Annotated in this window: 12 protein-coding genes and 1 pseudogene; 9 read left to right on the forward strand and 4 right to left on the reverse strand. The window is 74.0% G+C overall.

All coding sequences use genetic code 11. The features are described from left to right. The first annotated feature begins 230 nt into the window (after positions 1-230). The 8 genes and pseudogenes from ACWDRR_RS17580 (at position 231) to ACWDRR_RS17615 (ending at position 10652) form a co-directional block, all read left to right on the forward strand. Positions 231-2588, forward strand: a complete 2358-nt coding sequence (locus ACWDRR_RS17580) for a hypothetical protein (protein ID WP_449773074.1) — start codon at positions 231-233, stop codon at positions 2586-2588. Positions 2589-2695: 107 nt separating this feature from the next. Next, entirely contained in the window at positions 2696-4249 is a 1554-nt protein-coding gene (gene pelF, locus ACWDRR_RS17585) for a GT4 family glycosyltransferase PelF (RefSeq protein ID WP_449773075.1), read from the forward strand. 150 nt (positions 4250-4399) lie between these two features. Beyond that, positions 4400-5926 carry a hypothetical protein gene (locus tag ACWDRR_RS17590; RefSeq protein WP_449773076.1) on the forward strand — a complete coding sequence of 509 codons (1527 nt, stop codon included), beginning with the start codon at positions 4400-4402 and terminating at the stop codon, positions 5924-5926. Positions 5927-6075: 149 nt separating this feature from the next. Continuing rightward, entirely contained in the window at positions 6076-7068 is a 993-nt protein-coding gene (locus tag ACWDRR_RS17595) for an SDR family NAD(P)-dependent oxidoreductase (RefSeq protein ID WP_449773077.1), read from the forward strand. Positions 7069-7140: 72 nt separating this feature from the next. Then, positions 7141-7848, forward strand: a pseudogene (locus ACWDRR_RS17600) (nucleotidyltransferase family protein); the annotation flags it as partial. Positions 7849-7985: 137 nt separating this feature from the next. Beyond that, positions 7986-8891 (forward strand): NAD-dependent epimerase/dehydratase family protein, encoded by a 906-nt coding sequence (locus ACWDRR_RS17605; protein WP_449773078.1) that lies wholly within the window; start codon positions 7986-7988, stop codon positions 8889-8891. Next, the gene (locus ACWDRR_RS17610; protein ID WP_449773079.1) at positions 8888-9583 is read left to right on the forward strand and encodes a spherulation-specific family 4 protein; all 696 of its coding nucleotides are present in this window, start codon (positions 8888-8890) and stop codon (positions 9581-9583) included. Before ACWDRR_RS17605 ends, ACWDRR_RS17610 begins: the two co-directional genes overlap by 4 nt. Before the next feature lie 22 nt (positions 9584-9605). After that, positions 9606-10652 (forward strand): endo alpha-1,4 polygalactosaminidase, encoded by a 1047-nt coding sequence (locus ACWDRR_RS17615; protein ID WP_449773080.1) that lies wholly within the window; start codon positions 9606-9608, stop codon positions 10650-10652. A gap of 54 nt (positions 10653-10706) precedes the next feature. Here ACWDRR_RS17615 and ACWDRR_RS17620 read toward each other — a convergent pair whose 3' ends face one another. Beyond that, positions 10707-10907 (reverse strand): hypothetical protein, encoded by a 201-nt coding sequence (locus ACWDRR_RS17620; protein WP_360635708.1) that lies wholly within the window; start codon positions 10905-10907, stop codon positions 10707-10709. 163 nt (positions 10908-11070) lie between these two features. Here ACWDRR_RS17620 and ACWDRR_RS17625 point away from each other — a divergent pair, with 163 nt between their 5' ends. Further along, positions 11071-12036: an aldo/keto reductase gene (locus tag ACWDRR_RS17625; protein ID WP_449773081.1), complete on the forward strand. Its 966-nt coding sequence runs from the start codon at positions 11071-11073 to the stop codon at positions 12034-12036. A gap of 61 nt (positions 12037-12097) precedes the next feature. Here the strand turns inward: ACWDRR_RS17625 and ACWDRR_RS17630 are convergent, their stop codons facing one another. From ACWDRR_RS17630 to ACWDRR_RS17640, 3 genes are all read right to left on the reverse strand, one after another. Further along, positions 12098-13156: a C40 family peptidase gene (locus tag ACWDRR_RS17630; protein ID WP_449773082.1), complete on the reverse strand. Its 1059-nt coding sequence runs from the start codon at positions 13154-13156 to the stop codon at positions 12098-12100. Next, entirely contained in the window at positions 13153-14403 is a 1251-nt protein-coding gene (locus tag ACWDRR_RS17635) for an SPFH domain-containing protein (protein ID WP_449773083.1), read from the reverse strand. The genes ACWDRR_RS17630 and ACWDRR_RS17635 overlap by 4 nt, the downstream gene beginning before the upstream one ends. Before the next feature lie 184 nt (positions 14404-14587). Beyond that, positions 14588-18232 carry an Ig-like domain-containing protein gene (locus ACWDRR_RS17640; RefSeq protein ID WP_449773084.1) on the reverse strand — a complete coding sequence of 1215 codons (3645 nt, stop codon included), beginning with the start codon at positions 18230-18232 and terminating at the stop codon, positions 14588-14590. Positions 18233-18254 lie beyond the last annotated feature (22 nt).

An 18254-nucleotide genomic window follows, 5' to 3' on the forward strand; every position in this document is an offset into this window, starting at 1 on the left:
TTTAATTCTCAATTCATTATTTGCGCAACAGGTGCTCTTCCGGTCACAATCAGCGCCTTCGTGGCATCGCCATGAACGTTGGTAACAGATTCGCTGCACTACTGCCCATTTGGTCCCAATCGGTGCGGAGTCTCCACCAGGATGGGCGCCGGGCAGCCTGCTGCCCGCGAACAGCGACCGGGCAGGCGAGCGCCGAGCAGCGAAGCGCCCTGCCCAGGGGAGGAACACACATGGGTCGAGCGACCCGAAGAGTTGCCGCCTGCGCGGCAGCAGTCCTGCTGGCCGGTGGCCTGCAGTCGTCCCTCGCACACGGTGCCACCACGGCCCCCAGGATCGACCTCACGGTCCTGGTGATCAGCGACGGCGGCCCCGCCTCGGCGGCCATCGCCGCCGAGCTGAAGAGCCAGGGCACCCCGTACAAGCTCGTCGACCTCAACGACGCCGGACGCCCGGTGATCAATGCGGCCTTCCTCAGCGACAACCTCAACGGGCAGCCGCGCGGCAAGTTCCAGGGCATCGTGCTGCCCAACGACAACCCGTTCGCGGCCGGCTCCGCCGAGATGGCGGCGATCGCCGCCTACGAGGCGGCGTTCGGCGTGCGCCAGGTCGACGCGTACACCTACGCCCGGCCGGAAGTCGGCCTGAACTACGCCGCGAACCCCGGCTACATGGGCAGCCTCGACGGCTTCGAGGGCCAGGTCTCCGCGGCCGGGCTGGCGGGCCCGTTCGGCTACCTCAAGGGCAGCGTCCCGTTCGAGGACAACGACCCGGCGATCGGCGAGAGCTACGGCTTCCTCGCCACCCCGCTCAGCACCCTGCCGGCCGGTGCGAGCTTCACCCCGCTGGTCGAGACGACCATCCCGGGCACCACCACCAAGGGCTCGCTGGTCGGCGAGTACACCCACGACGGCCGCAAGGAGCTGGTCGTCACCTTCGTCTACAACCAGTACCAGCAGCAGTACCGGCTGCTGGCGCGCGGCATAGTCGACTGGATAACCCAGGGCGTCCACCTCGGCTACGACCGCAACTACTTCGCGGCCCACGTGGACGACGTCTTCCTGGCGGACGACCGCTGGGACACCGTGCTGAAGTGCACCCCCGGTGACGTCACCTGCCCGCCCGGCACCCCCGAGACGGCCAACCCGATCCGGATGACGCCCGCGGACGCGCAGTACGCCAAGCAGTGGCAGACCGCCAACAACTTCACCATGGACATGGTGTTCAACGGCGGCGGCAGCGAGGACTGGAAGGCCGACCACACCGCCACCACCGACCCGGTGGTGGACCAGATGGTCGCCGACCAGGCCAGCTACCGGTGGGTCAACCACACCTACACCCACCCGTACCTGGGCTGCCTGCAGGACGTCTCGGTGGTGCCGTGGAAGTGCAGCAAGGACGGCGCGGGCAACACCGTCTGGGTCGACCAGGCCACCATCACGTCCCAGATCAAGAACAACATCGACTGGGCCGCGGCGCGCAACCTGCACATCGACAAGACCGAGCTGGTCACCGGTGAGCACTCGGGCCTGCTGACCGCCCCGCAGGAGACCAGCGACAACCCGTACCTGGCCCCCTCGCTGGTCGCCAACGGCGTCAAGTGGACGGCCAGCGACGCCTCCCGCGAGCCCGCCCAGCGGGCCGTCGGCTCGTCGGTGCTGACCGTGCCGCGCTACCCGATGAACGTCTTCTACAACGCCGGCACGGCGAAGGAGGAGACGGACGAGTACAACTGGATCTACACCAGCGTGGCCAACGGTGGCAGCGGGGTCTGCGAGAACAACGCCAACTCCACCTGCCTGCCGACGCCGCTGGACGTCAACACCGGCTACCAGTCGTACATCGTGCCGCTGGAGGCCCGGATCGACCTCGGCCACGTGCTGAGCAACGACCCGCGACCGCACTTCATCCACCAGTCGAACCTGTCCGAGGACCGGATCGTCTACCCGGTGCTGGAGAAGGTCCTCTCCACCTACCGCGCGCTGCACGCCGACAACGCGCCGATCGTGAACCTGGCGCAGAAGGACATCGGCGCCGAGTTCCAGCGCCGCGCGGCCTGGAACACCGCCCTCGCCGGCGGCCAGGTCAGCGCCTACCGGGTCGGCGACACCGTCACGGTGAACGCCCCGGCCGGCGTCCAGGTCCAGGCCACCATGCCGACCGGCACCACGCAGAAGCTGGCGATCGGCTCGGCCGCGTTCGGCACCGCGTACGCCGGTACGCTGTCCGGCTGGGTGAAGCCCGGCGCGCTGCAGAGCAACGTCCAGCTCAAGCTGGCCGCGGCGGTCACCCCGGCGGCCCCGGCCACCGCGCCGAACACCGCCAAGACGCTGACCGCCCCGGCGCCGGCCGACAAGAAGGTCGTGCCCCAGGGCACCGCCGACGCCGTCCCCGCCGGCCCGGGCGACACCGCCCGCACCGACGCCCCGACGCTGGTCCCCGGCAGCGGGGTCCCGGTTCCGGGCAAGGGCCTCGCGGCCGGCAAGGGCAGCACCAAGGGCACCGCCAAGAGCGGCGCCCAGACCGGCAAGGCCTCCGGGGGGAAGGCCGACCCGACCAAGAAGACCGCCGGCCAGTCCGGCACCCGCTAACAAGGTGACACCGGTGGTGGGGCGGGCGACGGCCCGCCCCACCACCGGCCACCGGGCCCGGCCGTCCAGGCCGGGCGCTTGACGCAAGGACAGGAGGGGGGACAGGAATGCGCGTCACCCTGCTCACCGAGGGGACGTACCCGCACCAGCACGGCGGCGTGAGCGTCTGGTGCGACCAGCTCGTCCAGGGCATGCCGGACGTCGACTTCGACGTCATCGCCGTCACCGGCACCGGCCACGAACCGCTGGCCTGGGAACTGCCCGCCAACGTGCGGTCCGTCACGACCGCACCGCTCTGGGGACCTGCCGCCGACGGCAGAGCGCCCCGCGGCCGCGAGATGCGCCGCTTCCTCAACGCGTACGAGCGCTTCCTGCACTCCATCCTGGACCCGGTCTACACCACCCACTTCGGCACCGAGCTGTACGGCTTCGCCGACCTCGCCCGGCGCGGGCTGCTCAGCCCGGCGCTGCGCAGCGAGCGCGCCCTGCGCACCCTCCAGCACGTCTGGACCCGCGAGTACCTCTCCACCGCCGTCTCCCGGCCCACCCTGCACGACGCGCTCAACGCCACCGACCTGCTGGAGCACGCGCTGCGCCCGCTGTCGGTCGAGCCGCCCCAGGACGGCGTCGCGCACGCCGCGAGCGGCGGCCTCGCCACCCTCCCGGGGCTGATCGCCTCACAGCAGTACGGCGTACCGTTTCTCCTCACCGAACACGGCATCTACCTGCGCGAGCGCTACCTCGGGTACCGCACCGGCCCCTACCGCTGGCCGGTCAAGGCGCTGCTGCTGGGCTTCTACCGGATGCTCGCCGAGGAGAGCTACCGGCGGGCCGCGCTGGTCACCCCCGGCAACCGGTACAACCGGCGCTGGGAGGAGCGCGGCGGCACGCCGTCCGCCCACATCCGGACCGTCTACAACGGCGTGGACCCGGCGGCCTTCCCGCCCGCCGGGCCGGAGCCCGAGACGCCCACGCTCAGCTGGGCCGGCCGGGTCGACCCGATCAAGGACCTGGAGACGCTGATCCGCGCCTTCGCGATCGTGCGGAGCGAGATACCCGACGCGCGGCTGCGGCTGTTCGGCGGCACGCCCAAGGGCGGCGAGGCGTACCGGGACCAGTGCATAGCCCTGGCCGCCGAGCTCGGCGTCGCCGACTCGGTGGCCTTCGAAGGCCGCGTCGCGGACATCACCGACGCGTACGCGGCGGGGAACGTGGTGATGCTCTCCAGCATCAGCGAGGGCTTCCCGTTCACCCTGATCGAGGCGATGTCCTGCGGCCGCTCCACCGTCTCGACCGACGTGGGCGGCGTGCGCGAGGCCGTCGGGGACACCGGCCTGGTCGTCCCCCCGCGCGAACCCGAACCGATGGCCGCCGCCGCCGTCGAGCTGCTGCGCGACCCGGAGCGCCGGGCCCGGCTCGGCGAGCAGGCCCGGCTGCGGGTGATCGAGCAGTTCACGCTCCGCCAGAACATCGACGGCTTCCGCGGCATCTACACCGAGCTGCTGGGCACCTCCCGCTGGCTGCCGAAGGGCGTGGTCGCCGTCGCCGGCGGCGGCGCACCGGACCCGGACTGGGACGAGACCGCCGTCGACGGCGGCGCACCGGAACCCGACTGGGACGAGCCCGTGGCCGTCGCCGAGCGCAGCGAGGTGGGCGCGTGAGCGAGCGCAGAGAGCGAACCATGAACAGGTGCGTGCCCCGCGAAGCGGCTGCCGAGCGCAGCGAGGTGGGCACGTGAGCGAGCGCAGAGAGCGAACCATGAACAGGTGCGTGCCCCGCGAAGCGGCTGCCGAGCGCAGCGAGGTGGGCGCATGAGCGGGCCGCTCCGGCTGGTGCCCGACGAGGCCGGCCCCGACTGGGCCGAGCAGACCGTCCAGCTGCGCACCCTCCCGAGGGGGCGCCGCCGGCCCGTGCTGCCCGCGCAGCGGACCGAGCCCGAGGAGCAGCTGGACCTCTCCCCGGACCCGCTGGACGAGCTGGCCGAGCGGCTCGCCGACGTCTGCGCCGACGCCGTCCACCCCTACGAGATCGCGGCCTTCCTGGAGTCCGACGGCCTCTCCGACGAGCAGGCCGGGCTGCTGTACGGCCGCCCCGACGCGTTCACCGTCGCCGAGGAGCTGTTCGAGAAGGTCGACCGCCGCTACCCGGGCCCGAGCTCGGAGTTCGCCAACCCCTGGCGGGCCGACCCCTGGCGCTGCGTCGTGCGCGGCCTGGTGTTCGCCCTGCCCGGCCTCGGCTACCTGCTCGGCGCCAACCTGTTCGCGGCCACCCGGATGCGCTTCGGCCTCCCCTCCGGGATGCTCGCGCTCTCCGTCGCCACCCTGGTCAGCTGGTCCTGGAACCAGGCGCTGGCGCACCGCTCGTACGCCTGGCTGGGCCGCGGCCGGCGCCGTGCGGCCGGGATCTGCCTGGCCGTCGGCGCACCGCTGGGCGCGCTGGTCGCGGCCACCGCCGGGTACGTGATCGGCGGCCCGCTCGGGGCGCTCTGCTTCGCCGCCGGGCAGTCCGGCTACCTGGCGGCGGCCACCGTCCTGCTGGTGCTCGGGCGGGAGAAGTTCCTGCTGGTCGCACTGGCGCCGTCCGCGATCGGTGCGGGCGTGGTGCTGGCCGTGGACGTGCCGCAACTCGTCCGGACGGTCGTGCTGCTGGCCTCGCTCGGGCTGGCGGTGGGGCTGGCCGCCCGGGAGCTCGTCCGCTGCCTGCGCAGCGAGCAGGACGCCACCGTGCTGAAGCTGCCGATCCGCCAGGAGGTGCCGCACCTGCTGTTCGGCCTGGCGGTCGGCACCCTCACGATGATCGCCGGCCTCGGCACCACCGTGCACCAGGCGGTCCGAACCGGCGCCGCGGAAGGCGCGTCCGCCAGCCCGACGGGGCCGGCCATGATCGCGCTGACGCTCAGCCTCGGGCTCGCCGAGTGGCTGCTCTTCCGCTACCGGGCGATGGCCGTGGCCGGGCTGCGGATCAGTCACACCCCCGCCGCGTTCGCCCGCCGCACCGGCGGTGTGCTGCTCGGCTGCCTGTTCATCTACCTCACCACCGTGGCCGCGCTGGACGCCGCCGCCACCGTGCTCTGGCCCGGCGCCCCGGCGCTCGGGGTCCCGGAGCTCGGTGCGCTGCTGCTGCTCGGCGGCTCACTCTGGCTGGCGCTCCTGCTGAACGCCTTCGGGCTCAGTTGGACCACCGCCCTGATCTGTCTGGCAGCCGCGGGCGCCGAGTGCGCCGGGCTGCTGACCGGTGTGGACCCGACCGTCCTGCAGCTGATCGGCTGCGGGGCCGCGGCCGCCGTCCTCACCGCCATCGCCGGGCCCGTGCTCGGCCGCACCACCAAGCACCGCTGAACCACCAGGCACCGCTGCACCACCGAGCACCGCCGAACCACCAGGCACCGCTGCACCACCGAGCACCGCCGAACCACCAGCGCTGGGTCACCACCGTTCCGCACCCAGCCGTCCTCACCCAGTACCAAGAGCAGAAAGCGATTCACCGGATGAGCAACGTCGCCGTTACCGGAGCCGAGGGCTTCATCGGCTCCCACCTCGTCGAGAACCTGGTCGCGGACGGCCACCAGGTCCGCGCCATGGTGCAGTACAACTCCTTCTCGTCCTTCGGCTGGCTGGAGACCCTCTCCAAGGAGGTGCTGGACTCCGTCGAGATCGTCCTCGGAGACGTCCGGGACCCGGGCTCCGTCACCGGCCTGGTCAAGGGCACCGACGCGGTCTACCACCTGGCCGCCCTGATCGCGATCCCGTACTCCTACCGGGCCCCGCACTCCTACGTCGACACCAACGTCACCGGCACCCTCAACGTGCTGGAGGCCGTGCGCCACCTCGACATCCCCCGCCTGGTGCACACCTCCACCAGCGAGACCTACGGCACCGCGCAGACCGTGCCGATCACCGAGGACCACCCGATCAACACGCAGTCCCCGTACGCCGCCTCCAAGGCCGGCGGGGACCGGCTGGCCGACAGCTACTACGCCAGCTTCGAGACCCCGGTCGTCACGCTGCGCCCGTTCAACACCTTCGGCCCGCGCCAGTCGATGCGCGCCGTAATCCCGACCGTGATCGCCCAGCTGGCCGCCGGCGATCGCGAGATCACCCTCGGCGACCTGCGCCCGACCCGCGACTTCACCTTCGTGAAGGACACCGCCAACGCCTTCCGCACGGTCGGCACCGCTCCGGCCGAGACCGTGGTCGGCAAGACCTTCAACGCCGGCACCGGCGGCGAGATCTCGGTCGGCGACCTGGTCACCCTGATCGGCAAGCTGATGGGCGTCGACATCACGGTGAAGGAGGACGAGCAGCGCATCCGCCCGGCCAACTCCGAGGTGATGCGCCTGGTCGCCGACGCCACCCGGCTGCGCACGGCCACCGGCTGGGCCCCGGAGTTCTCCCTGGAGCAGGGCCTGGAGCAGACCATCGAGTTCTTCCGCGACCCCGCCAACCTGGCGCGCTACAAGACCGACATCTACAACGTCTGACCTGCCGCACCTCCCTGGCAGCACCGACACCCAAAGGCTCCTGTCGCACCATCCTTCCGTGGGGGAAACACCATGCACGCAGTGATCCTGGCCGGTGGTAAGGGCGTACGCCTTCGTCCGTACACCACCGCGCTCCCCAAGCCGCTCGTCCCGATCGGCGACCAGCACGCGATCCTGGAGATCGTGATGCGCCAGCTCGCCGCGGCGGGCTTCACGACCGTCACCCTGGCCATCGGCCACCTCGGCCACATCATCCGCGCGTACGTCGGCAACGGCTCCCAGTGGGGGCTGCGGGTCGGCTACGCCGTCGAGGACAGCCCGCTCGGCACCATGGGCCCGCTGCTCACCATGCAGGACCGGCTGCCCGAGCACTTCCTGGTGATGAACGGCGACATCCTCACCGACCTGGACTTCGCCGGGGTGCTCAAGCACCACGAGGCCTCCGGGGCGCCGCTCACCATCGCCACCTACGCCCGCCAGGTCAAGATCGACTTCGGTGTGCTGACCACCGAGTCCGGCTCCATCACCGGCTTCCAGGAGAAGCCGAGCATCGACTACCGGGTCTCGATGGGCGTCTACGGCGTGTCCCGCTCGGCGCTCGCCGCCTACACCCCCGGCCTGCCGCTGGGCTTCGACGAGCTGGTGCTCGACCTGCTCGCCGCGCAGACCCCGCCGGCCGCCTACGAGTTCGGCGGCTACTGGCTGGACATCGGCCGCCCGGACGACTACGACCGGGCCAACGCCGAGTTCGCGCTCAACCGTTCGCTGCTGCTCCCGGGCGAGCCGGCCGAGGGCCTGTACGCCGTGCCGAACGGGCCGGAGCTGCCGATCCCGGCCGCCCGCACCGCGGCGGACGCCGCCGACGGGCAGCCGGTGGCCTCCGCCTCGACGGGCCCCGAGAACGACGGACGGGCCGCGTGAGGATCCTGCTGCTCGGCGTGGACGGCTTCCTCGGCCGGCACGCCGCCACCGTCCTGCGGTCACTGCCCGGAGCCACCGTGCTGACCGCCGGGCGGCGGCCCGACCACGACCTGCGCCTCGACCTGGCCACCGCGCAGGCCGGCCCGCTCGGCGAGGAGCTGGCCGCGCTCGCCCCCGACGCGGTGGTGAACTTCGCCGGCGCGGTCTCCGGCAGCGCGGTCACCCTCGCCGAGGTCAACGCGCGCGGCCCGGCCGTGCTCTGCGAGGCCCTCGGGCTGGGCGCGCCGAAGGCCCGGCTGGTGCACATCGGCTCGGCCGGCGAGTACGGCGTCTGCGCCCCCGGCAGCTCCCTCGCCGAGGACGCCGACGCCCGCCCGGTCGGCGTCTACGGCGCGACCAAGCTGGCCGGCTCCCTCGCGGTGGCCGGCTCGCCCCTGGACGCCGTGGTGCTGCGGGTGTTCAACCCGGTCGGCCCGGGCGCACCGGCGGGCTCGCTGCCCGGCCGGCTCGCCGCCGAGCTGCGCCGGGCGGCCCCGGAGGGCGCCGACGGCGTGGTGAAGGTCGGGGACCTCTCGGCCCACCGCGACTTCGTCGACGCCCGGGACGTCGCCCGTGCGGTCGGTCTGGCCGTCGGCGCCGAACGCCCGCTGCCCCGGGTGCTCAACCTCGCCTCCGGGCAGGCCAGGCCGGTCCGGGCGATCGCGGACGGTCTGGTCGGGGCGGCCGGTTTCGCCGGCCGGATCGACGAGAGCGGCGCCGGCTCCGAACGCTCGGCCGCCGTCTCCTGGCAGCAGGCCGATGTCTCGGCCGCCGCCCGGGAGCTCGGCTGGCACCCGGAGACCGCCCTCGCCGACACCCTGCGCGACCTCTGGCTCAGCACCGATCCGCTGGTCACCGCATGACCGGCGCAAGCCAGTTCGACGGCCGCCTGCTGGTGCCGCTGTACGTCCACCCCGCGGTGGACCCGGCGGCCTGGCAGGCGGTCGCCGCCGCCGACCCGGGCCGGATCGCCGCCGTCGTGCTGAACCTGGCCGACGGCCCCGGCGACACCCCCGACAACGTCTTCGCCGAAGCCGCCGACGAGCTGCGCAAGGCGGGCCTCCCGCTGCTCGGCTACGCCGACACCGACTACGGCCGGCGTCCGCACGCCGCCGTGGTGGACGACATCCTGACGTACCGTCAGCGTCACGGCATCACCGGCGTCTACCTCGACCAGGTCGCCACCCACCCCGGCGCGCTGGCGCACTACCGGCGCCTGGCCACCGCGGCCCGCGCCGCCGGCTGCGCCACCGTGGTGTTCGGCCACGGCGACCACCCCGATCCCGGCTACGCCGAGGTCGGACTCGCCGACCTGCTGGTCACCTTCGAGGGCGACTGGGAGACGTACCGCGAGATGACCCTGCCGCTCTGGACCGGTCGGCACGCCGCCGCCCGCTTCTGCCACCTGGTGTACGACGTGCCGGCCGAGGAGGCCGGGGAGGCCGCCGCACTGATCGCCGCCCGCCGGGCCGGCGTCGGCTGCGCCGTCCCGGGCACCGGGGACAACCCCTGGAGCACCCTGCCGCACGCCCTGAGCGTCACCGAACCGACCTGACCCCACCCGGAGTTCGAGTACCGTGACCCGTCGCACCCGGCCCCTGTGGGCCGCCCTCGCCCTGACCACCGCCCTGGCGCTGACCTCGTGCAGCAGCTCGGGCTCGGAGGACGAGGACGAGCCCTCGGCCGACGCCACCGGCGCCCAGCCGCCCGCGGCCACCGCCGCCCCCGTTCCGGGCACCCCGTCCGCACCCGTGACGAGCGAGCCCGGCACGCCGAGCACGCCGCCGCCCGCGGCGACCCCCGGGACACCGAGCACCCCCGGGACCCCGGGCGCACCGGCGACCCCGGGCACCCCCGGGACACCCTCCGTGCCCGGTACTCCCGGCACCCCCGGCACTCCCGGCACCGCGCCGCAGCCCGCCGGCGCCCGCTGGCAGCCCACCCCCGGCCTCGCCTGGCAGTGGCAGCTCGGCGGCGGCGTCGACCAGTCGGTGGACGTCCCGGTCTACGACGTCGACGGCTTCGAGACCGACGCCTCCGTGGTCGCCGCCCTGCACGCCAAGGGCCGGAAGGTGATCTGCTACATCAACGCCGGCTCCTGGGAGGACTTCCGCCCCGACGCCGCCGCCTTCACCAAGGCCCTCCAGGGCTCCGGCAACGGCTGGAAGGGCGAGAAGTGGTTCGACATCCGCAAGATCGACCAGCTGAAGCCCCTGATGGCGGCCCGCTTCGACATGTGCCGCAGCAAGGGCTTCGACGCCGTCGAGCCCGACACCATCGAGGCCTACAACCAGAACAGCGGCTTCCCGCTGACGGCGGAGGACCAGCTGCGGTACAACCGCATGCTGGCCTCGCTCGCCCATGAGCGCGGCATGGCGATCGGCCTGAAGAACGACCTGGACCAGATCCCCGCCCTGCTGGCCGACTTCGACTTCGCCGTGAACGAGGAGTGCGCGCAGTTCGACGAGTGCGCCCGGCTCTCGCCCTTCATCCAGGCGGGCAAGGCGGTCTTCCATGTCGAGTACAAGCTCGGCACGGAGAAGTTCTGTGCCCGGAGCAAGTCGCTGGGCCTCAGCTCGATGCAGAAGAAACTGGAACTGGACGCCTGGCGGAAGCCCTGCTGAGACCCCGTCGGGGCAGCAGGGCGTACCGGTCCGCCAGGCACTCCGTCGGAAGGGTTACTTGACCGCCAGCCAGATGACGGCGCCCACCACGACCAGCGCGACGACGGCGATGACCGCGATCAGGCCGGTCCGGCTGCCGCCGCTGCTGCTGCCGTAGGTGGAGACGGAGCCCGGCGCCTGGGGTGCCGGGGTCTCGTCGACGAACGCCCGGAACATCTGGGTGCTGCCGGCGGGGTCGTAGTCGTTGTCAGCCATGGCACGGACTCTAACGAATCCGCCGACCCCGCCGACACCCCGGACCCTCCTCCGGCGCTCCCCGCCCACCCGGCGCGACGACCCGGGCGGGGGAGTGCGACAAGCTTGTGAAGTCTGTCCCGACCACGGAATGCCCGCCCGCGTGATCCGGTTGACTCGGGTCATGACCGGAATCCACAGTGACGCCCCCGGCCGGGTCCAGCTCGGCACCTCCGACCTCGCCGTGCACCCGCTCTCGCTGGGCGGCAACGTCTTCGGTTGGACGGCCGACGAGGAGCAGTCGTTCGCCGTCCTCGACGCGTACGCGGCCGCCGGCGGCAACTTCGTCGACACCGCCGACACCTACTCCTCCTGGGTGCCCGGCAACGCCGGCGGCGAGTCCGAGACCATCATCGGCGACTGGCTGCGCCTCCGGGGCAACCGCGACGACATCGTGATCGCCACCAAGGTCGGCCTGCACCCCGAGGCGCGCGGCCTGCGCGCGGCCACCATCAAGTCCTCGGCCGAGGGCTCGCTGCGCCGGCTCGGCGTCGACCACATCGACCTCTACTACACCCACCAGGACGACGACACCCCGGTGGAGGAGTTCATCACCGCGCTGGACGAGCTGGTGAAGGAGGGCAAGGTCCGCGCGATCGCCGCCTCCAACATCGGCGCCGAGCGGCTCGCCGAGGCTCTGGCCTTCTCCGACCGCGAGGGCCTGGCCAAGTACGTCGCCGTCCAGCCGCACTACAACCTGGTCTCCCGGTCCACCTTCGAGGGCCCGCTGGCCGACGTGGTCGCCGAGCACGGTCTCGCCACCGTGCCCTACTACGCCCTCGCCTCCGGCTTCCTGACCGGGAAGTACCGCCTCGGCGGCGCCGAGGTGGCCAGCGCCCGGTCCGAGGGCGCCTCCCGCTACCTGGCCGACCCGCGCGGCCCCAAGGTGCTGGAGGCGCTGGACACCGTCGCCGCCGAGCACGGCGCCGAGCTCGCCACCGTCGCGCTGGCCTGGCTGGGCACCCGCCCGACGGTCGCCGCCCCGATCGCCAGCGCCCGCCGCGTCGAGCAGCTCCCCCCGCTGCTGGCCGCCGCCTCGCTGCGCCTCACCCCGGAGCAGCTCGCCCTGCTGGACGGCGCCTCCTCCTGACCACCGCGCGGCGGCCCGCGGCGGATTCGATCCGCCGGGGGCCGCCGTGTCGGACGCACCGTTACGGGCGACCGAAATGGGTGGGGTAGAAGCCGCTGCTGAGGGTGGAGACCCGCACCGTCCTCCCCGGTCGGGGGGCCTCGACGAACGTGCCGCCGCCCAGGTAGATCCCCACGTGGTGGATGCCGGAGGCCCGGCCGCTGTCCGACCAGAACAGCAGGTCACCGCGGCGCAGCTGGCCCGCGGTGATCGGGGTGGTGGCCGCGTACTGGTCGTCCGCCACCCGCGGCAGGCTGATCCCGCTGCGCCGGAAGGCCTGCTGGACCAGCCCCGAGCAGTCGTAGCCGGACGGACCGTTGCCGCCCCAGACGTACGGCTTGCCGAGCTGGGCGAGCGCGTAGTCGATCGCCGCCTGGGCGCCGCGGGAGGCCGGCGCACTGTCGGCGGCCGGCGCGGGGGCCGACCCACCGCCGGTCTGCCCGGTGCGGCTGAGGTAGACGTCGTAGTGGCTGGTGTACCGCCACTCGCCGCTGCCGTTCTTGAACCAGTACTTGGAGCCGTCCCAGCCCTGCCGCATCCCCGAGGACGAGGACGCGGTCGACCCGGACGGGGCCGGTGCCGGGGGCGTGGCCGAGCCGTTGGTGACGGCCGGCCGGCCGGTGGACCCGCCGGACTTGCCCGACGCTCCGGACTTCCCGGTGCGGGCGGTGTAGACGTCGTAGTGGGTGGTCCAGCGCCATCCGCCGTTCGCGCCCTTGAACCAGTACTTGGAACCGTCCCAGCCCTGCTTGCCGGGCGCGGCGTGCGCGGACCCGGCACCGGCGGTCAGACCGACCACACCGGCTCCCGCCAGCACCGTGGTGGCCAGGCAGGTGGTTCGCACGGCCCGATGTATTCGCCCGCCGCCGGAGGACGTCGCCGCCGGACGGGCGGTGCGCGGCCGGGCCGCGCAGTTCAGGCAGCCGCAGCCCGCCACGGCGGGGATGCTGCCGAGGCTCTCCTCGAACCCGATCAGCGCGGCGTCGGCGTCCAAGCCGGCGAACTCCGCCTCGAAGTCGGTCTCGAAGTCCGCCTCGAAGTCCGTCTCGAAATCGGCCTCCGGGCCGGTGGCTATCCTCATGCCGGTCGTCCTTCCTTCCGCCCGGCCCGGGCGGCCGGGGACGGTACCGAGGCGGCCACTCCGGCCGGGGCGACGAAGGCGACCAGCAGCTGCTCCATCAGCGCGCTGCGGGCCGCCTCGTCCAGTTCGTGCGCGGTCGCGCGCTCCAGCCGGCGGACGGCGAGCGCCGCCGCCTCCACCGCGTCGTCGACCAGCACCGTGCGCAGGCCCGCGTCCAGATCGGCCAGCCGGCGCCGCCGCATCGACTCGGCGACCTCGGGCGCGTAGTCCAGCGCCAGCGGCTGCGCCGAGTAGACCTCCAGACCCGCCGGGGCGACCTCGGCGGCCAGCGCCCGGGTCAGCTCGTCGGCGAACCACTGGCCGTCGCGCAGCGCCGGACCGGGCGCCGCGTTGCTGTCGCACGGCAGCATGGACGCGGTGCGGGTCAGCACCGCCTGCACCTGCTCGCGCAGGTAGTTCTCGTGGTCCTCGATCGCCAGCAGTGCCCGGGCGGTGTCCTTGACCCGCCAGACGATCAGCAGCCGGACGACGATCGGCGTCCCGGTCCGGTCGACCACCTTGACCGGCTCGCTGCGCCAGTGCCGCAGCCGGACGTCCACCCGGCGCCGCCGCAGCAGCGGATTGACCCAGACCAGGCCGGTGCGCCGGACGGTGCCGCGGTAGCGGCCCCAGCGGCTGAGCACCCGGGTCTCGCCGCCCGCGTTGGCCAGCAGCCCGGCCAGCGAGAGGACGATCAGCAGCCCGGCCGCGGTGACGGCGGCCACGGACCTCACCTCCACCACCGCCCCGCCACCGGCCCGGGCGGCGGCGCTGCGCAGGTCGGGCAGCACGTCCCAGTACGGGATGACGCCGTCGCTCAGCAGCACCAGCAGGACGGCGGCCACACCGACCAGCAGCGCCAGCAGGGCGATCCAGCCGGGCAGCGTGGTGGCGGCGTGCTCGCGCAGCGCCTGGTCGGCACGCGGGGGGCGGCGGGAGGTGGTCGCGGTGATCGCACCGGTCGGGGTGGCGTCCGGCAGCTCCACCGCCTCCGGGGCCGCCGTCTCCAGCGGGTCGCGCAGGTCGACCGGCGTACCCGCCGGCCCGGGGACCACCGCCAGCGGGGCGGTCGCCGGGCCGTTGTCGACCGGCGTGCCGGTCCTGGCCGCCTTCGCCAGCGGGCTGGAGCCGGAACGTTCCGGCAGGGCCGGGGGCAACGCCTTGGGCAGATTGTCGGGTCGCGGCGAATAGTCGCGGGTGACGTCCATGCACGGATCCTCGGGTTCAGTGTGTCGCGCAACGGGCGGCCCGGATCTGACGGGCAGTGCCAGAGTCAGGCTAAGTTCATACGTCATCAAATGCGACATTTGCGATAGAGCGTGTCGACATTTGCTGACGAATCATCCGAAGCCGACCTGACGCGCAGGCACATGAGCGGATGGTCGGAGTGGTTCAGCGCCGGCGGACGCCGGGGCCGCGAGCGAAGACCCGACGGGTGATCAGGCCGATCCCGGTGAGTACCAGCAGGAGCCCGGCGAGCCCGCCGCGCCAGCCACCGGACCGGGAGTGGTCGGACGCCGGCTGCGCCTGCGCCGCCCCGGCCCCGCCGGAGGACTCGGTGGACGGCTCCGCCGGGGGCGCGGCCAGTGCCCGGGCGGCCTCGGCCGAGGCCTGACCGGCGAGCCCCGCCTGCGCCGCCCCGGCGGTCGCAGTGACCGTGGGGGCAGCCGAGGGAGTGACCGTGGGAGCGGCTGTGGGGGCAGCCGTGGCGGTCGGGGCGGACAGGGCGGAGGGGGTGGATGTGACGCTCGCGCCCCCGGGCGACGCAGCGCCGCTCGGGCTCGGGCTCGGGCTCGGGCTCGGGCTCGGGCTGACGCTCGGGCCCGGGGTGGCCGTGGGCGCCGGAGGAGCGACCGCCCCGACAGCCGGCGGGACGACGATCGGGAGCAGCCCGGGCACCACAGGCGCCACAACGGGCTCGACGGCAGAGGTGGCAGGAACGGACGGGGTCGCCGGGACCGACACCGACGGGACCGACGGCGACGGCACGCCAGGGGCCGTTGTCGTCGGGCGAGCGACGACCGACGCCCCGGCGCTCGGACTCGGGCTCGCGCCTTGGCTCGGGCTGACACTCGGGCCCGAGGTGACCGTGGGCGCCGAAGGAACGACCGCCCCGACAGCCGGCGGGACGACGATCGGGAGCACCCCGGGCACCACAGGCTCCAGAACCGGCTCGACAACAGGGGTCGCCGGGACCGGCACCGACGGCGACGGCACAGCAGGGGCCGTTGTCGTCGGCCGAGCGACGACCGACGCCCCGCCGCTCGGACTCGGGCTCGCGCCTTGGCTCGGACTCGGACTCGGACTCGGACTCGGACTCAGGCTGACGCTCGGGCCCGGAGTGACCGTGGGCGCCGAAGGAACGACCGCCCCGACAGCCGGCGGGACGACGATCGGGAGCACCCCGGGCACGACAGGCTCCAGAACCGGCTCGACAACAGGGCCGGCAGGAACGGACGGGGTCGCCGGGACCGGCACCGACGGCGACGGGACCGACGGCACCGGCGCGCCAGGGGTCGTCGGCTGACCGGCCGACGGGGTGGCGGCGGGTACGGACGGAGAAGGAACCGCAGTCGGGGTCGGGGTGGCCACCGGACCGGACGGCGACGCCGCGGCGGACGTCGGCACACCGGGTGTGGGCACCTCAGGTGAGGTCGGCACCGAGGACGGCACCGACGGCGCGGCCGACGGCGCAGGCGAGACCGCCGAGGCGGACGGAGTCACCGGGACCACCGGGACCACCGGTGCGGACGGCACCCCGGGCGACGGCACAACCGCGGCCGCGACCCGGACGGTGACCGCGTCCGCCGCCGTCACGTTGCCCGCCAGGTCGGTCGCCGTGACGACCAGCCACTGCTCGCCGTCCGTCAGATCACGGTTGGCCGTGCAGGTCCAGCTGCCGTCGACGGCGGCGGTGGCCCCGCAGGCCACGATCCGCTCCGCCGAGGCCGAGCTGGCGCCCCGGGCGGTGACGATCACCCTGGCCCCGGGCTCGGCCCGGCCGCCGAGCTTCGGGCGGGCCACCCGGAGCGTCTCGCCCGCGACCGGCGTGGTCAGCACCGGCCGGTCCGGCGGCACGGTGTCGACCACCAGCGTGGCGGCCTTCCCCGGCGTCCGGTTCCCGGCGGCGTCGACGGCGGTCGGGGTGAGCTGGTGGCGCCCGTCCGGCAGGTTCTCCACCGGGAGGCAGGACCACCCGCCGTCGGACCGCACCGCCGTGCTGCACAGCTCGCCGGGCGCAGCGCCGCGGACCCCGGCCGGCCGGTCGGCGACCGAGACGGTGCTGCCCGGCTCCCCGGTACCGGTCAGCTGGAGGCCGGGGTCGTTGGTGTACTCGGGGAGGGTGAGCACGGGGGCGGCGGGCGGAGCGGTCTTCACGGTGATCCGGACGGGGTCGCCGCGCAGCACCAGACCACCGCTGGTGGTCTCGACCGGGGTGAGGGTGTGCGCGCCGGCGGCGAGCGGGCCGTCCGGCCGGCAGGACCAGTCACCGCCCCGCTCGACCCGGGACCTGCAGAGCACCGCGTCCCCGTCGCGCACCTCGACCGTCGCTCCGGCCACCGCGCCCTCTCCGCGCACCTGCGGGCGGGCGTCGGCCACGACGGTGCCGTCGACCGGGGTGGCGATCTCCGGCCGGGCGGCGCCGACCGTCAGCCTGATCCGCTGGTCCGAGACCTGGCCGGAGTCGGCGAAGCCGCCGGCGGACACCAGCTGGGCCGCGTCCCGGCCGATCCGCAGCCGGGCCCAGGTCTCCCCCGAGGAGGCGTTGGCGGGGACGGTCCACTCCAGGGTGGCACTGGTGGCCGTGGCCGGGATCTCGGTCTGCACCCGCTCGCCGGGGTCGAACCGGCCGTTGCGGTCGAAGTCGACCCAGCCGGCCAGGGTGGCCGGGGCACCGTCCACCGCGACCGGCACGGTGACCCGGTAGTACCGGCCGATCGCGGCCTCGGTCGGGTAGCTGACGGCCGGGTCGCCGCCCTGGTACTCGCCGCGTCCGGGCTGGAACTGGGGCGGCGCCGGGCTGGACCAGACGCTGCGCCGGGCGGCGCCGTGGTCGAGCTGGACCAGCGGTTCGCCGGCCGCGTCGGTGCTCCCGACGGGTGCGGCGGGCGGTACCAGGGGGGTCGTGCCGGTGGTGGCGGCCCGCCGGTCGAGCCGGGCCGCACCGGCGGCGTCCTCGCCGAGGAAGAGGTCGGAGAGCAGGTGGGAGGCGTTGGGGTAGCCCTGCGGGGCGGTGCCGACGCCCTCGTCCAGGGTGACGGTGTACGCCTGGGTGAGCGGTGCCGGGGCGGTGGTGGAGCCGGCCCGGGCGGTGGAGCGCTGCTCGACCCGGAAGACGGCGGTGCGGAAGGTACCGGCCAGCTCCAGGCTGCCCTCGGCGGCGGATCCGCCCTCGGCGTCGCTCCCGCCGCCCGCGCCGGCGGGGGCGAGGCTGTTGCCGTCGACCGTCCAGCCCGGCCAGTCCGTGCGGTTGACCAGGGCGGGCGCGCCCGGTGAGCCACCGGTGAGGGTCAGCCGGGTCGCGGTGCTGGTGGCGCCGCTCTTCCCGGTGGCGATTCCGGCGAGCCCGCTGACGTGCAGCCGGGGATTCCTGACCGGTCGGGAAAAGGCGAGCCGAAGCGTTCCGACGGTGCGCCAGGAACCGTCCGTCTGCGGACGGTTCTCGCCGATCCGGAAGGTCTGCGCGGGATCTCCGGGTCGCAGTCCGTCCGTATAGAGGGCGGCCGCCCGTCCGCCGCCGGAGCGGTCGGCCAATTCACCCGGTTCGGCCGCGACCTCGAAACCGGGAGCCGCGGAGAAATCGAGCTGGACGGTGAGACCGGAGGGCAGGACGGCGCGCTGGTCCCCCGACCAGGTGTCGGGGGACTGCTGCGCCACGGAGGAGGGCGGGTTCCAGCCGATCAGCAGCGTGGCCGCCAGGGCGGCGGAGGCACCGGCCGCCGCCAGTCGCGGCCGCCGTGCTCCTCCCCTCCGGGGCGCGTGCCGGTCCGGAGCCGGGGCGGACAGAGCGGCATCGCGGGGGAACTGTCGGCTCATCCGGCTCTCCTTCGGTATCGGC

This window comes from Kitasatospora sp. NPDC003701 (assembly GCF_053587085.1).

Bases quoted from the DNA above. Each gene is read 5' to 3' on its own strand.
- ACWDRR_RS17580 (WP_449773074.1), top strand. From the start codon at position 231: ATGGGTCGAGCGACCCGAAGAGTTGCCGCCTGCGCGGCAGCAGTCCTG.
- pelF (WP_449773075.1), top strand. From the start codon at position 2,696: ATGCGCGTCACCCTGCTCACCGAGGGGACGTACCCGCACCAGCACGGC.
- ACWDRR_RS17590 (WP_449773076.1), top strand. From the start codon at position 4,400: ATGAGCGGGCCGCTCCGGCTGGTGCCCGACGAGGCCGGCCCCGACTGG.
- ACWDRR_RS17595 (WP_449773077.1), top strand. From the start codon at position 6,076: ATGAGCAACGTCGCCGTTACCGGAGCCGAGGGCTTCATCGGCTCCCAC.
- ACWDRR_RS17610 (WP_449773079.1), top strand. From the start codon at position 8,888: ATGACCGGCGCAAGCCAGTTCGACGGCCGCCTGCTGGTGCCGCTGTAC.
- ACWDRR_RS17620 (WP_360635708.1), bottom strand. From the start codon at position 10,907: ATGGCTGACAACGACTACGACCCCGCCGGCAGCACCCAGATGTTCCGG.
- ACWDRR_RS17625 (WP_449773081.1), top strand. From the start codon at position 11,071: ATGACCGGAATCCACAGTGACGCCCCCGGCCGGGTCCAGCTCGGCACC.
- ACWDRR_RS17630 (WP_449773082.1), bottom strand. From the start codon at position 13,156: ATGAGGATAGCCACCGGCCCGGAGGCCGATTTCGAGACGGACTTCGAG.
- ACWDRR_RS17635 (WP_449773083.1), bottom strand. From the start codon at position 14,403: ATGGACGTCACCCGCGACTATTCGCCGCGACCCGACAATCTGCCCAAG.
- ACWDRR_RS17640 (WP_449773084.1), bottom strand. From the start codon at position 18,232: ATGAGCCGACAGTTCCCCCGCGATGCCGCTCTGTCCGCCCCGGCTCCG.